Annotated in this window: 15 protein-coding genes and 1 pseudogene; all 16 read left to right on the forward strand. The window is 37.6% G+C overall.

Annotated elements, in window-relative coordinates:
* Positions 1-7 precede the first annotated feature (7 nt).
* Positions 8-589 carry a cyclophilin-like fold protein gene (locus tag FXF36_RS15785; RefSeq protein ID WP_151626018.1) on the forward strand — a complete coding sequence of 194 codons (582 nt, stop codon included), beginning with the start codon at positions 8-10 and terminating at the stop codon, positions 587-589.
* A gap of 160 nt (positions 590-749) precedes the next feature.
* On the forward strand, positions 750-3,695 hold the full coding sequence (locus FXF36_RS15790; protein ID WP_151626020.1) for a glycoside hydrolase family 3 protein: 2,946 nt from the start codon (positions 750-752) through the stop codon (positions 3,693-3,695).
* 63 nt (positions 3,696-3,758) lie between these two features.
* Positions 3,759-4,196, forward strand: a complete 438-nt coding sequence (locus FXF36_RS15795) for a hypothetical protein (RefSeq protein WP_151626022.1) — start codon at positions 3,759-3,761, stop codon at positions 4,194-4,196.
* Between the two features lie 63 nt (positions 4,197-4,259).
* The gene (locus FXF36_RS15800) at positions 4,260-5,570 is read left to right on the forward strand and encodes a GHKL domain-containing protein (protein ID WP_151626023.1); all 1,311 of its coding nucleotides are present in this window, start codon (positions 4,260-4,262) and stop codon (positions 5,568-5,570) included.
* Positions 5,567-6,274: a LytR/AlgR family response regulator transcription factor gene (locus FXF36_RS15805; RefSeq protein ID WP_151626025.1), complete on the forward strand. Its 708-nt coding sequence runs from the start codon at positions 5,567-5,569 to the stop codon at positions 6,272-6,274. The genes FXF36_RS15800 and FXF36_RS15805 overlap by 4 nt, the downstream gene beginning before the upstream one ends.
* A gap of 98 nt (positions 6,275-6,372) precedes the next feature.
* Positions 6,373-7,368, forward strand: a complete 996-nt coding sequence (locus FXF36_RS15810) for an alpha/beta hydrolase (protein ID WP_151626027.1) — start codon at positions 6,373-6,375, stop codon at positions 7,366-7,368.
* A 6-nt stretch (positions 7,369-7,374) separates the two neighbouring features.
* Positions 7,375-8,448 carry an alpha/beta hydrolase gene (locus FXF36_RS15815; RefSeq protein WP_151626029.1) on the forward strand — a complete coding sequence of 358 codons (1,074 nt, stop codon included), beginning with the start codon at positions 7,375-7,377 and terminating at the stop codon, positions 8,446-8,448.
* A gap of 300 nt (positions 8,449-8,748) precedes the next feature.
* Complete coding sequence (locus FXF36_RS15820; protein WP_167511447.1) at positions 8,749-9,891, forward strand: carboxylesterase family protein; 1,143 nt, start codon at positions 8,749-8,751, stop codon at positions 9,889-9,891.
* A gap of 25 nt (positions 9,892-9,916) precedes the next feature.
* Positions 9,917-10,510 (forward strand): TetR/AcrR family transcriptional regulator, encoded by a 594-nt coding sequence (locus FXF36_RS15825; protein WP_151626033.1) that lies wholly within the window; start codon positions 9,917-9,919, stop codon positions 10,508-10,510.
* 165 nt (positions 10,511-10,675) lie between these two features.
* Positions 10,676-11,035, forward strand: a complete 360-nt coding sequence (locus FXF36_RS15830; RefSeq protein WP_151626035.1) for a dihydropteridine reductase — start codon at positions 10,676-10,678, stop codon at positions 11,033-11,035.
* 47 nt (positions 11,036-11,082) lie between these two features.
* On the forward strand, positions 11,083-11,307 hold the full coding sequence (locus FXF36_RS15835) for a hypothetical protein (protein WP_151626037.1): 225 nt from the start codon (positions 11,083-11,085) through the stop codon (positions 11,305-11,307).
* Positions 11,308-11,468: 161 nt separating this feature from the next.
* On the forward strand, positions 11,469-11,690 hold the full coding sequence (locus FXF36_RS15840) for a hypothetical protein (RefSeq protein ID WP_072912303.1): 222 nt from the start codon (positions 11,469-11,471) through the stop codon (positions 11,688-11,690).
* Between the two features lie 8 nt (positions 11,691-11,698).
* Positions 11,699-11,899: a hypothetical protein gene (locus FXF36_RS15845; protein ID WP_090550897.1), complete on the forward strand. Its 201-nt coding sequence runs from the start codon at positions 11,699-11,701 to the stop codon at positions 11,897-11,899.
* A 216-nt stretch (positions 11,900-12,115) separates the two neighbouring features.
* Complete coding sequence (locus FXF36_RS15850) at positions 12,116-12,643, forward strand: phosphatase PAP2 family protein (RefSeq protein ID WP_151626039.1); 528 nt, start codon at positions 12,116-12,118, stop codon at positions 12,641-12,643.
* 48 nt (positions 12,644-12,691) lie between these two features.
* Positions 12,692-13,267, forward strand: coding sequence for a hypothetical protein (locus FXF36_RS15855; RefSeq protein ID WP_151626041.1), 576 nt, complete (start codon positions 12,692-12,694; stop codon positions 13,265-13,267).
* Between the two features lie 18 nt (positions 13,268-13,285).
* A pseudogene (locus FXF36_RS15860) lies at positions 13,286-13,558 on the forward strand (M15 family metallopeptidase); the annotation flags it as partial.
* Between the last annotated feature and the right edge of the window lie 124 nt (positions 13,559-13,682).

Here is a 13,682-nt window from a genome sequence, read left to right on the forward strand (position 1 = left end):
GCTTGATATGAAAGAAAAAATGATTTTGATAGCATTCTGTATGACAATCATGTTTTGTATAAGCGCTTGTTCAGGAAATACAATAAACTCCGGTGATAATCAGAATGCAGTAACTGAAATATCAACATCAGAAAATGTTGAAACAGAAAGCTCAGAAGAGAATGATGAGCCGGAGGGAGATGCTATGTATCATACAGAAGACAATGGCACCGCAGATTATGAGGCTACTGGAGATAATACTATGATAATGACGATTGGTGATACAAAAGTTAATGTTGACTGGGAAGACAACCGAGCTGTAGAAGCACTGCGGGATATGGCTAAAGATGGGGATGTTACTATTAAGATGACCATGTATGGTGGTTTTGAACAGGTGGGATCAATTGGTCAGAGTCTCCCAAGAGATGATAAACAGACAACAACTAGCTCAGGTGATATTGTGCTATACTCAGGTAACCAGATTGTAGTGTTCTATGGCTCAAATAGCTGGTCATATACAAGGCTTGGCCATATATCTGATAAGGATGAGGCAGAAATGACAGAACTCCTTTCAAATGGAGATGTAAATATAACTCTCAGTATAGACTAATTGTGACTCGTCTTAATTTATAAGAAAATAAAGACCATGTGAAATTGTGGTCATTTAATATAGCATTTTATGACTACTAAATGACAGATAATGCCGTCTTAATTGTAAGGCGGCTTTTTTATTTCTATGATGTCAATAGTTATATAAGGAGGATGAACTGATGGGAAGTAAAAAAAAGTCAGGAAAAGTATTTTCAGTCCTTGGAATAATATTTCTAATCCTTGCAGTGGTAATCACAGGGGCAGGTAATTATTTCGGGGGAATTTTGGATACTTATATTGGTCTCGGAGAGGCTGTAATGGTTCAAAAGCCAGGTAGTGAAAACTGGGACACAGATTATTACACAACAGACTATGATACAGCAGAAGAAATTGATAAGTATGCAAAAGATGTAACAAAGAGAATTGCAGAAGAGGGCATTACTCTTATGAAAAATAATGGAACATTACCTCTTTCGAAGGGGCAGTCGGTTTCATTGTTTGGGCGTAGAAGCGTGGATGTTGTCTGGGGCGGTAATGGCTCTGGAGCAGGCGATCCTGCTCAGTGCACATCTATCCAGAAGGCACTCCAGGACGAAGGCTTTAATGTAAATGATACTTTAACAAAGCTCTATTCTGAGAATCTTGATAAGGTTGAATCCATGTCATACACAATGGACAAGCCAAGTGCGATGACATACTACATTGGCGAATTCCCAGTGAGCTATTACAACAATAGTGTTACAGCATCATATGAAAAATATCATGATGCAGCCATTGTTGTATTAGGACGTCAGGGAGGTGAAGGTATGGACCTTTGCTCTGACTTAAAGGGAAGCATTTCAAGTGGCGAAACAGCCATGTCTAATGATGTAGCAGAAACGAAAAATTACGAAGATGGACAGCACGAGCTTGAGCTTTGTAAGGAAGAAAAGGATCTTTTAAAGCATGTTGAAGAGAACTTTGACAATGTAGTGGTTGTTATAAACAGCGCCAATGTTATGGAGCTTGGAGAATTGCAGGATGATGAAAATGTAGATGCTGTTCTTTGGATGGCTTATCCAGGTTCAAGAGGTACTGTTGCCCTTGCAGAGATTTTAGATGGCAAAATAAATCCATCTGGTCATACAGTGGATACATGGCCAAGAGATCTTGCTGCAGATCCAACTTATGCAAATGTAACAACAGAGAAATACTCTAACACAGATGGATACATGATTGAGTATGAAGAGGGCATCTATGTTGGATACAGATGGTATGAAACAGCTGCAGCTGAGGGTGTAATTGACTATGACAATGCTGTTGTTTATCCATTTGGATATGGACTTAGCTATACATCATTTGCACAGGCAATTACAGATGTTAAGGAAAATGGAAACAATATCGACGTAACAGTGTCAGTAACAAACACTGGTGATGTTGCAGGTAAAGATGTAGTTCAGATTTATTACAGCGCACCATTTAACGGAGATATTGAAAAAGCTGAGGTTGTACTGGCAGCCTATGATAAAACAGATGATATCAACCCAGGAGAGACAAAAGAGTACACTCTTTCCTTTGGAAAAGATACAATGGCAAGCTTTGATTACAAGAATGCTGGCTGTTATGTGCTTGACGAGGGAAGCTATATCATTTCAGTACGTAAGAATAGCCATGAGTTATATGGTGAAAATTGCGAATACGAATATGTAGTGGATTCCAAAGTGGTATACGATTCATCTAATCCAAGACCTACAGAGGTGGAGGCTCAAACAGGTGAATACGTAAACTATTCGGATGAATGGAAAGCTAATCATCAAACTGTTGCAGCTACAACAAAATTTGATGAACAGAACGCTCATTTCGAAGAAGGAAAGTCAACAATTCTTTCAAGAACAGATTTTGCTTCAACAATGCCAACAGCCCCTACAGCAGATGACTTGAAGGCAGCTGACAGTGTAGTAGCTAATTTTAAAGAGTACAAGCCTGATTATTATGATAATGCTGATGAAAAGCCAGCAACAGGTGAAAACAACAAAATAAATGCAGTAACCCTAAGAGGTGCTACATATGATGATCCTAGATGGGATGCTCTGCTTGATGAATTAACAGAAAAAGAAATGACAGAGCTAATCTATTCAGGAAACCAGGGAACAATACCTGTTAAATCTATTGGACTTCCAATGTCCAATGCTACAGATGGCCCTGCTGGATTAAAGCAATATGGTGGCTTGGGATTTGGCGCATCTGGAAACTTTAACTGTTGTGGAACATTAGTAGCAGCCACATGGAATACAGATCTTGCCACCGAATATGGTATTGCAGTTGGTAATGAAGCGGTTATAGCAGGCGTTGATGGTTGGTATGCTCCAGGCTGTGACTTACATAGAACAGCATTCGGTGGTAGAAACTTCGAATATTATTCAGAAGATCCTGTTATTACAGGTAAAACTTGCGCGGCAACAATTAAAGGTACTAGCTCAAAGGGTCTTACTACAATGTTTAAGCACTTTGCATTAAATGATGTGGAAGCCCATAGAATTGATAACGGTCCATGTGTATGGGCTAATGAGCAGGCAATGAGAGAGTTGTATCTCAAGGCATTTGAGATTGCCATCAAAGAGCCAGTGGCTGAATTAAAGTATTTGGATGAAGATGGAAACACTCAAACAAAGACAATGAGAAGTTCTCTTGGCGTAATGAGCTCATTCAACAGAATCGGATCTGTTTGGTCTGGTGGCTGCGGCAGCCTTTTAAATGGTGTACTTAGAGATGAGTGGGGATTCCTTGGAACTGTTGTAACTGATTACAACGGATATGGATACATGAACGTTGAATGGGGAATCACAAATGGAAATGATTTGATGCTTGCTAATGCATCTACACTTCCTAGCAAGATTGCAGATACAAGCAATGCTTCATCCCTGAAATACATGCGACAGGCAGCTAAAAATATTATTTACACCCATGTAAATTCTAATACAGTAAACGGTCTTTCTGATGGAACAACACTTGAATACAAGATGGCACCATGGAGAATGGCTATGTATGGTGTAGTCGCTTTATTTGCAATATTAGGAATAGTCTTTTTGTTCATCGGACATAAAAAGAAAAGTAAAAATGTGATTAAAGTGGAAGTTGAAAAGTAAAGTGGTAGAAACGCTAAATGCGTCTACATAAATATAATGAAAAGGATATTGGAGGAAAGAAAAATGAAAAAGTTAATTGCAACAGGACTTGCAGTAGTATGTGCTATGTCAATGGTAGCTTGTGGAAAGTCAGGAGCTGCTGAGGTATACACAGCAGAGGTTGATTCAGTTGAGGCAGGTTACGAAGGTGACTGCGTAAATACTGATCAGGACATTTTAGTACTTAACGCAGACGGAACATATACTCTTACACATGGCTTCTATGTAAACCAGATTAGTGGTGTTGTAGTGGCAAACATTAAAAATGTGTATAATGGTAAATATACAGCAGGTGAAGCTAATGCGGATGGCCAGAAGGAAATCACACTTGAGGCTCCTACATCAGGATATTTGAACATGAATGGTTCAGTTACATTATCTAGCGAGGACCCATCAGTGCTTGAGGACTTTGATGCAACATCATTCACAGTAAATGTTAATACAGGTGCTATTGAGCAGTAATTACATTACTAATCTTAGCTGGCCAGCTTTTAGTTGGCCAGCTTATGCACTTTGGGGGATTAGATGAATATTCATTTGACGATTATAATGCTGCTAAACGCTATAGAATTAGCAGTGCCATGTACAATTTTAGCTAGAAGTTTGGAGCGGAGAAACTATTTTGTTCTTCGCTTATTTTGCTGTTTAGCATTAGTATTTGTATACATTTTTTTATTTCCATTAGATGGGCTAAATTACTTGCTTATACATATTCCAATCATACTTGTTGCTTTCCTCTATTTAAAATTATGTTATAAAACAACTATGACACAAACTGTGTTCTTAGGAACAATTGGATATACCTTAAAGCATATATCAAGCTTAATAAACTCTATAATCACAGTGTTTTTTCCAAGAGTATTTGGACATTTCAGTGAGACTAAAGGGGAGTATTTCATTTTAGGCTATGCGCTGATTATAGGAATTGATATTATCGTATTTTCGATAGCCTACTATATTACAGCCAAGAAAGCTATTAGAGCAGAGTTGCAAAAGAACGCCACTATCCCAATGAGTATTTTAGGGGCGATAGTGCTGATAATGAATCAGTTCTGGTCACTTGGTATTGTGGTAGCAGGGGCGGATTATACAGTTTCATATAGCTCCTTAATTGAGTATATTTGGAATCTAATGTTTTGCTTTTTAGTTCTTGCTATTCAGTTCAACATTGTGCAAATAAGTGAGAAGGATAAAGAACTAGAAATAACCCAAAGACTTATTGCAGATAAAGAGCAGCAATATAAAATGTCTAAATCCAATATGGAAGCAATACAAAAAAAGTGTCATGACCTAAAATACGAAATTGCTGCAATCGCAATGGGCGTTGAACCAACGAAGCATGCTGAAGATGCTATGGCTGTGCTTAGAACCTTTAATAGTGATATTAAGACAGGAAATACTACTCTTGATATTATTTTCAATGAAAAGAATTATTACTGTAAAGATCATGATATCGTATTTACTCCAATGATTGATGGGGCTGCCCTTTCCTTTATTAAGACAACGGATTTATATGTCCTTTTTAGTGGGCTAATTGATAGTGCTATATCATCAGTCAGACAGTTAGCAAATCATACAAAAAGATATATCTATATTTATGTACACTCCGAAAAGGGGTTTTTGCTTATTCAAATAGAACATCCTTTGGACTTGGATAAAGATTATATTTTAAAAGAGCGAAACGGGCAGATAATTGTTAAACGACCAGAACTTGCAGGACTTGAATATGTTATTGAAAAATACGATGGTAGTATAAATACAAAGCTTGAAGAAGATGTTTTTATGCTAAATATCATATTCCCTATAAGTGAGAGTCTAGAACAGGAGAAGAAATGAGGAACATAGCAATTGTGGATGATGACGCAAATATACGTCAGCAGTTACAATCCTTTTTAAAAAAGTATACAGAAAACTTTGGGGAAGATTTTGTAGTTAGCGAGTTTTCTATTCCAGAGGCTTTTCTTACTAACTATAAATCAAACTATGATGTGGTTTTTATGGATATTGATATGCCTGGAATGAACGGACTTCAGGCTGCAAAAAGACTTCGAGAACTAGATGAAAAAGTAGTGCTTATATTTGTAACCAATTTAGCTCAGTATGCTATCAAAGGGTACGAAGTAGCCGCTACAGATTTCGTTGTAAAACCTTTAGAGTATACTAAGTTTGAAACAAAGATAGCTCGTGCTATTAAGCTTACAGATGACAGAGCTAAAAGCCCATCATTACTTCTTAGGGTAGAAGATAAGATGGTTTCTATAAAGATGGAGGATATTCGTTATGTGGAAGTACAAGGACATAATGTTTATTACTACACCAGCAAGGATACATATAGAATAAGAGGAACCCTAAAGGAATCCGCTGCCGAACTTGACAGTAACGAATTCTTTATGTGTGCTAAATGCTATCTTGTTAACCTTGCATATGTTGAATCTGTAAAAGGAAATGTAGTGACTGTTGCAGGACAGGATATTACTGTAAGCCGACCAAAGAAAAAGGTATTTATGGAAGCTCTAGCAGCGTATCATAACAAAAGATAAGCAACTTATGGCAACTTCATAACAGTTGGTGACACTTATATTGAGATGACCCTCCTTGAAAATTAGTATGTAACTAGTTTTTAAGGAGGGTTTTAATTATGAAAAAGACAAAAGTATTTTTATTTCTTGGTTTAATTGTATGTGGCCTATTAACTGGCTGTGGAAAACAGACTGAAACTGCTAGTGTCACAAATGCTCAGGCCCAGGCAAAAGATGCTGCTGTAGAGTATCAGTGGGATTTCGTAAAAAAGACTACAGGAATTGATGATCTGAAACAGGAATGCGATGAGAAGGGTGAACTGACAAAGCTTGAGTACGAGACACCTAATTATCCTGTAAATCCAGAAGAAACTGTAACTAAAGAAATGTGGGTATATACACCATATGGCTATGACCCTGCCAAGGAATATAACATTTTATATTTGATGCATGGAGGCGGTGAATCAGAAATCTATTGGCTTGCAGGAGAACGCTGGGGCCCAACTACAAGAAATGTACTTGATAACATGATTAAAAATAAAGTCTGCGATCCATTCATTGTAGTAACACCAACATTTAATCCCGCTACAGAAATGGATATAGATAATGCTGAAGGAGCAGAGGATTTAACATATGTGTTTGCTGATGAATTAAGGAATCAGGTTGTCCCTACTGTTGAGTCTCAGTTTTCTACTTATGCAGATGGTGATGTGTCAGAGGAAAATCTTATAGCAACTCGCGACCACAGAGCATTTGCTGGATTTTCAATGGGCTCAATGACTAGCATTCATTGCTCATTAATGAAGAATGTAGATATGTTTAGCTGGGTAGGCTCATATTCAGGGGCGAAAACAAAAGTAGATGATTTCAAAAACGCTTTAGAATCTGATGAGTATAAGGACTATGCGGTGAAGTTTTGGTACAACGGAAATGGCAAAGGTGATATAGCCCATGATGAGCATGATGAGTTTTGCCATGGTGTTGTTGATGCCATGCCAGACAGATTTGTAGATGGTGAGAATTTTGCCTGGGTTGATATCAAGGACGGCTCTCATTCATATCAAAGCTGGGTGGTTGATTTATACAACTGCATGCTAGTATTTTTTAAGGAGTAATTTGAAATGAAAAGATTTAGTAAGTTAGTTTGTTTATTAGCAGCGGCAAGCATGTTTGTAGGCTGCGGCCAAAAACAAGAGCAACAGCAGGCACAGGTACAGCAGACGGCGGCCCAGGAATATCAGTGGGATTTTGCAAAAAAGAATGGCGACATTGATGCATTGAAAGAAGAATGTGATGAAAAAGGTGAAGTAATAACAATTGAGTATGAAACACCTGCATATGCCATTAATGACTTAAAAGGTGTTGATGAGACTCTTACAAAGACAATGACAGTATATCTGCCATATGGTTATGACGAAAATGGTCAGTACAATGTTTTATATTTATTGCATGGAACCAGGGGTGAAACTGATCCAGCAATGGAAACTATATGGTTAGAGGGATGGTCTGCTACACGTAATATCCTTGACAACATGATTAAAGAAGGAATGTGTGAACCAACAATCGTTGTATGTCCTACATACTATTCGGAAATGGAAGGGAATGAAATGACAGAGGATGATGCAAAAGCCTTATCAGAAAAGCTAAATGATGAAATGATATACGCTGACAAAGCTGAAGATGGCGGGGAAGTAGACAATGCACAAAACATTTGGCCTGTATATTTTGGTCAGGAGTTAAGAAACAATATTATTCCAACTGCTGAATCTCAACTTGCAACATACGCAGGGCACGATGTGTCAGAAGAAAACTTAATAGCTACAAGAGACCACAGAGCATTTGCAGGCCTTAGCCGTGGCTCTATGACAGTTGCTCGTTCTGGTATGACAGATAATGCAGATTTATTTGCTTACTTTGGAATGTATTCCGGGGCATGGCAAAAGCCAGAAGCTTTTGAAAAAGCAATGACAGAGGACTTCGCTGATTATGAAATAAAGTTTTGGTATAACGGAAACGGAGCAGGAGATTTTGCTCTTGAAAACCATAAAGATTTTTGTGAAAAAGTACTATCAGACATTCCTGACAAATTTACAGATGGGCAGAATTATGCATTTGTAAAGCTAAGAGACGGTGCCCATATGTTTGCCAGCTGGCAGGCTGATTTATATAATTCGCTCTTAGTATTCTTCAAATAATTCTTCTTTACCTCATCCAGTAGCAAGGTCCATGTGGCCTTGCTACTTTTATTAAGCTCTACACACTAATCATGGTATATTGCTGACTCTTGCGAACGCCATAAAGTGATTTCTATTTTCATTCATTATTTATAATATCAACACATACCATTCACATATAGAGCTTATAGTTTGCATTGTCAGCTCGGCAGCGAATGGTAGCTCGCTTTATAAAATACTCCAACTAGAAAAAATTGTATTTCTTGAATGTTACCTAATTGGTATGTCATGAGAAAAATATTTATTTGGAGGAATTATAAAATGAAGAAACTATTAGCTTTAATGTTATGTGGAGCCATGGGCTTATCAGCCGTTGCATGTGGTCAAACTGCAACAGAAACTACCACAGAAACAAGTGAAACGACGGAAATTGAGGAGACTACAGCAGAAGCTGAAACAACAGCTACAGCAAGTGTAGACAATAGCTATGCTGAGGACACAGATGCGCTTGTTGAAGAATATGCTGATGAATTTGAACAGGTTGAGTACACAGATGATGAAACCGGCCTAACAGTAACTTCCAATATCTATTTACCAGAGGATTATGACGAAACAGAAGAGTATCCTATGGTAGTCTTTATAGCTGATTCAAGCTGTGCTGGTGATGATGCAACATCTTCTCTTACACAAGGACGTGGTGCCTTGGTGTGGGCTGCAGATCAGTGGCAATCAGCAAATCCTAGCATAGTATTAGTGCCAACATATCCAGAGACAATTTTAGATGACCAGAATGGCTATAGCACAACGGAATATGTAGAGCTTACAAAGCGACTTACAGATGATGTATCAGAGGAGTACGCAGTTGATACTGATAGAATCTACGGTACAGGTCAATCTATGGGATGCATGACCACTCTCATTTTAGCCTCAGAATATCCTGATTTATATGCAGCATGTATGTTTGTTGATGGACAGTGGGATGTTAGTACACTTTCATCATTAGAAGACCAGACATTTATATATTTTGCCGCTGAAGATGATCAGAATGCTTATAATGGAATGCAGGAAGTCATGGATATGTTCGACGAGGATGGTGTCGAGTATACATACGCCCAGTGGGATGGAACATGGACACCAGATGAACTTACAGATGCAACATCAGAATTAACATCAGGCAATACAAATGCCTACTTTGTATCATGGAAATCAGGTACAATAGAAGCTAGTAGTGAAACTTCTTTTGCAGGTCCTAACAGCTCTAACGATGGTGGAGAAAAGCCAGCATTGGATTCAGAAAATGATAAGCCTGCTATGTCAGGTGACGCTAAAGCCGGTGAGAAGCCAGAAGGTGGTATGAATGCAGGTGGAGATAATTCCATGATGGAAAGTGTAAAATATCACATGGCATCATTTGACTATGCATATAGATGTATATCTGTAATGGAATGGTTGTTTGAAAACTAGCGGGAAAAAAGGATGTATTTGGGTTATGAACAAAAACGAGAGCAGGTACTTTAAATCAGCCGAAAAGATGCATACTGCACTTATTTCTCTAATAGAGAATAAGGATTTCGAACTGATTACAGTTAAGGAAATATGTGCAGAGGCTGGGGTTAACAGATCGACATTTTATCTTCATTATGATAATACCAATGATCTTCTTCGAGAAACAATCGAAGCGGCATATAGGGATTTCTTCAGTAGGTTTTCCGCTGATGGACCTAAAAAAATTGATATTGAGGATAAGAAGAATGAGGAATTGTTTTTAGTGACTCCAAAGTATCTTATGCCGTATCTGGAATTTGTGGAAGATAACCGCAAGCTCTTTTATATAATGTATGAGAAAAACGAGATGATGGGAGCTGAGAAAACATACGAGAAATGGTTTAGAGAGATATTTGGACCAATACTCACAAGGTTTGGAGTATCTGAGACAGAACAACCATTTATTATGATTTTTTATCTTAAAGGGATTATTGGTGTGGTAAATGAATGGATAGCCAGAGATTGTGCTGAATCAAAAGATGAGATCATTGGCATTATTCAGAAATGCATTTTGATGCCAATAAAAGAAACTAATTAAATACGTAAAATTAATCCAACACTTTTTATGAATCGTGTCGGGACCTTAGGTCCTGAAACCAACACTTTTCGTAAAAAGTGTTGTTCTGTTTATGGGAGCACTTTTCTATAATTACCTCAAGCTCAAAGCAGAGAGTTCAAAATCAAAATTGATGGAGGTAAAACAATGAACAATTTAGACAAGGTATACGCAGAAAGTGTAGCAAAGGATTATATGCCAAAGGAGACAAGTAAAGTAAGACAATTGAAGAAGCTTGATGAAAAGGCAAAGCTTCCAGCATTGGTGACAGCTATGTCACTGGGAGTAGTTGGAGCATTAATATTTGGTTTAGGAATGTGTCTTTCTATGGGAATACTAGGAACTGGATTAGTAAGCATGATTTTTGGAGTAATACTTGGGCTTTTAGGCGTTGTAATATGTGGTGTGAATTATCCGCTGTACAAAAAGCTTCTAAAAAAAGGAAAAGCTATGTACGCCTATGACATTCTTGAACTTGCAAAGGAAATAACAGCAGCTGAGAATTAAGAGCAGTTTTCTTTAGTAGTAAGGTAGGAGGAATCACAAATGGTGAGATGGCACTTAATGCTGGTCCTCAGTCGCTAGTGATTTCTCTTTTAAGACAGTTTGTTTTAGTAATACCTGTAGCATATGTCTTTTCAAATATGGTAATTGCTGGGATTGCTTCAAAATCTATTATCTGGTTTACATTTATGATTGCTGAGGTTTTAACAGCCTTGGTTGGATATATTATGCTTAAGAAAATAATACAGAATAGCCTTAGTTTTAAGGTGATATAATGCACTAATTTCTTTTTGTAATTGATATGCAACAAAATATAGAGATTGCTATTTACCTACTAAAAGAGTATGCTTTTAGAAAACAGGTGAGAAGGGGGAAAGTACTCTTTGCAGCTAGTGAGGATACTATTAACAAGGAAATGTTAGCGGGGTAAAGGCCTATGAAATCAATCCTTATTAAAGATACAACACGAGAGGAGCGCGAGGAGATTATAAAAGCATCTCTTGATTGTGGAGGCGGATGCGAAAACTGTTCTTCTTGTTGGCTTGGTGGCGGTAGTCCGTGGGATATTTATCAGGACTATATAGATGGAAAACGTGAAATTAGTGATATTAATAAGGATTATATGTCTATATACCGTCAAGATAGGCAAATAAAATAGGTATATTTATGAAAGAAGCTCCAGATATTATAAATTCAACTGAACAAGAACGGCGTGATTATATAAAGCAAAGATTTCCATGCATTGCAGATTGCGATATGTGTGGGCTTTGCAAAGTTTTTCACGGAAAAGATGCAGAAACAGCTTATGATGATTATATCTCAGGGATTCGGTCATTTTTAGATGTCTCAGCGGATTACAAAAGATGACTTAGACAATTCATCTTATTATTATCGATAGATGTAAGTTCAAACTCAAACAAAAGAGTTCAAATGTAATGGCATTTGAACTCTTTTGTTTGATAATCTAGTTTAGTCAATTCTATTTCCCCCAGCCCCCCTTTCCCCAGAATCTAAGGCAATTTTGCAGTTTTTTCATAATCTTTGGATATACTTACCTAAGATTAACAAGAGGAGGCGAGAGTTATGGAGTTTCAATTCTTATATGCTATACCACGTACAGAGGTGCTAGATACTTTCTTTCTAACAATCAACAAGATTACAGGATCTTATGGTCAGCTATGGGTGATTATAGCTGTAATTCTTCTTTTATTTAAGAAGACTAGGAAGATTGGTGTGGCGGTTTTGGTTTCTTATGTCTTGGTGTTTGTATTGGGACAGTTTGGTCTTAAGAATATGGTTTCAAGAATGAGACCTTGCCAGATAGATGAGACTTTTGAGCTTTTAGTTTCACGTCCATCTAGCTCATCATTTCCATCAACTCATTCAGCCTGGGCATTTGGTGGAGCAACGGCTATATTCTTAGGAAATAAGAAGGGCGGTATCATTGCTCTGATTTGGGCAGCACTGATAGCCTTCAGCAGAATGTATCTTTTCCTTCATTTTCCAACGGATGTATTAGCAGGTATTGTTTTTGGTGTACTTATGGGAAAAGTTGCGACTAAACTGGTGGATTTGATTTCAAAGAAGATTGGTGTAGCAAAGGCAGAATAACATTATATATGTTAGGTAGATAAATTAATCAATTGTTGGGAGGCGGCTATGAATAATGATGAAGTAATGGAAAAATACGGTATTTCAAAGAAACGTGGAATAGGTCTTATGCTTCAAATGTTGCTGATGATTGCAGCACTTATTCTTACGATTGTTGGAATTATCAACAACACCAATTTGCATCGCGCCATAATATACATCGGTCAGGCAGTTGCATGCATTCTGATAATTGTATTTGGCGTATTTCGGTTTAAAGACAGGGATAGAAAGTTCCTAAGGATTGTTCTAAATTCATATGCTTTGCTCGAAGCCTTAAGAGCAGCATTGTTAAATACAGATGGCGTTAATCCTTGGGTGGGCGCATTAGCAAAATTTCTCCTTGCGGTTTTAGCTTGCAATTGTGTTTTAGTTGCTGAAAGGATGGATAAGGGGTCTAGTGAGAAGATATCTTTAGGTATGGTTATTCTGGAGATAATTCTTTACTTAGTTTTTTTAGTGGGGTTCCCAGGTGTAATGCTTGGTCACCTTAATCGCTTCTTACCTCTTGTGGGCATACTTATTGCTGGAAGCATAGCCTTATTACAGAAAAGTAAGAATAGTCAGCTTGGAAAGGATGATTTGTAAGAGGACAGCCATAGCCGTGGCAGTACTGTTGATGTAACTCTTCTTGATATGCAGACTGGAAAAGAAGTAGATATGGGTGGACCATTTGATTACTTTGGTGAGATTTCTCATCCAGATTATAAAGGAATATCTCCTGAACAATATGATAACCGCATGACTCTACAGCAAGTCATGGTGCGAAATGGGTTTGAGCCTATAAATTGTGAATGGTGGCATTTCACACTAAAAAATGAACCGTATCCTGAAACATACTTTGATTTTCCGGTATCTTCGAGTTATCTGAGAAAATAATATTGTCCAACAATAAGACTTCTTGTGGGCTGCTTAAGGAAAAGCCCACAAGAACCTTTACCCTTCTGTGATATACTTAAATCATGTATTGAGTATTGATTGAAGGGGTATAGATAAAAAGCAT

The sequence above is a fragment of the Pseudobutyrivibrio xylanivorans genome (genome assembly GCF_008935055.1).
GTDB lineage: Bacteria > Bacillota > Clostridia > Lachnospirales > Lachnospiraceae > Pseudobutyrivibrio > Pseudobutyrivibrio xylanivorans_A.

Coding starts and splice junctions, on each gene's coding strand:
- FXF36_RS15785 (WP_151626018.1), top strand. CDS start 8: ATGAAAGAAAAAATGATTTTGATAGCATTCTGTATGACAATCATGTTT.
- FXF36_RS15790 (WP_151626020.1), top strand. CDS start 750: ATGGGAAGTAAAAAAAAGTCAGGAAAAGTATTTTCAGTCCTTGGAATA.
- FXF36_RS15795 (WP_151626022.1), top strand. CDS start 3,759: ATGAAAAAGTTAATTGCAACAGGACTTGCAGTAGTATGTGCTATGTCA.
- FXF36_RS15800 (WP_151626023.1), top strand. CDS start 4,260: ATGAATATTCATTTGACGATTATAATGCTGCTAAACGCTATAGAATTA.
- FXF36_RS15805 (WP_151626025.1), top strand. CDS start 5,567: ATGAGGAACATAGCAATTGTGGATGATGACGCAAATATACGTCAGCAG.
- FXF36_RS15810 (WP_151626027.1), top strand. CDS start 6,373: ATGAAAAAGACAAAAGTATTTTTATTTCTTGGTTTAATTGTATGTGGC.
- FXF36_RS15815 (WP_151626029.1), top strand. CDS start 7,375: ATGAAAAGATTTAGTAAGTTAGTTTGTTTATTAGCAGCGGCAAGCATG.
- FXF36_RS15820 (WP_167511447.1), top strand. CDS start 8,749: ATGAAGAAACTATTAGCTTTAATGTTATGTGGAGCCATGGGCTTATCA.
- FXF36_RS15825 (WP_151626033.1), top strand. CDS start 9,917: ATGAACAAAAACGAGAGCAGGTACTTTAAATCAGCCGAAAAGATGCAT.
- FXF36_RS15830 (WP_151626035.1), top strand. CDS start 10,676: ATGAACAATTTAGACAAGGTATACGCAGAAAGTGTAGCAAAGGATTAT.
- FXF36_RS15835 (WP_151626037.1), top strand. CDS start 11,083: ATGGCACTTAATGCTGGTCCTCAGTCGCTAGTGATTTCTCTTTTAAGA.
- FXF36_RS15840 (WP_072912303.1), top strand. CDS start 11,469: ATGAAATCAATCCTTATTAAAGATACAACACGAGAGGAGCGCGAGGAG.
- FXF36_RS15845 (WP_090550897.1), top strand. CDS start 11,699: ATGAAAGAAGCTCCAGATATTATAAATTCAACTGAACAAGAACGGCGT.
- FXF36_RS15850 (WP_151626039.1), top strand. CDS start 12,116: ATGGAGTTTCAATTCTTATATGCTATACCACGTACAGAGGTGCTAGAT.
- FXF36_RS15855 (WP_151626041.1), top strand. CDS start 12,692: ATGAATAATGATGAAGTAATGGAAAAATACGGTATTTCAAAGAAACGT.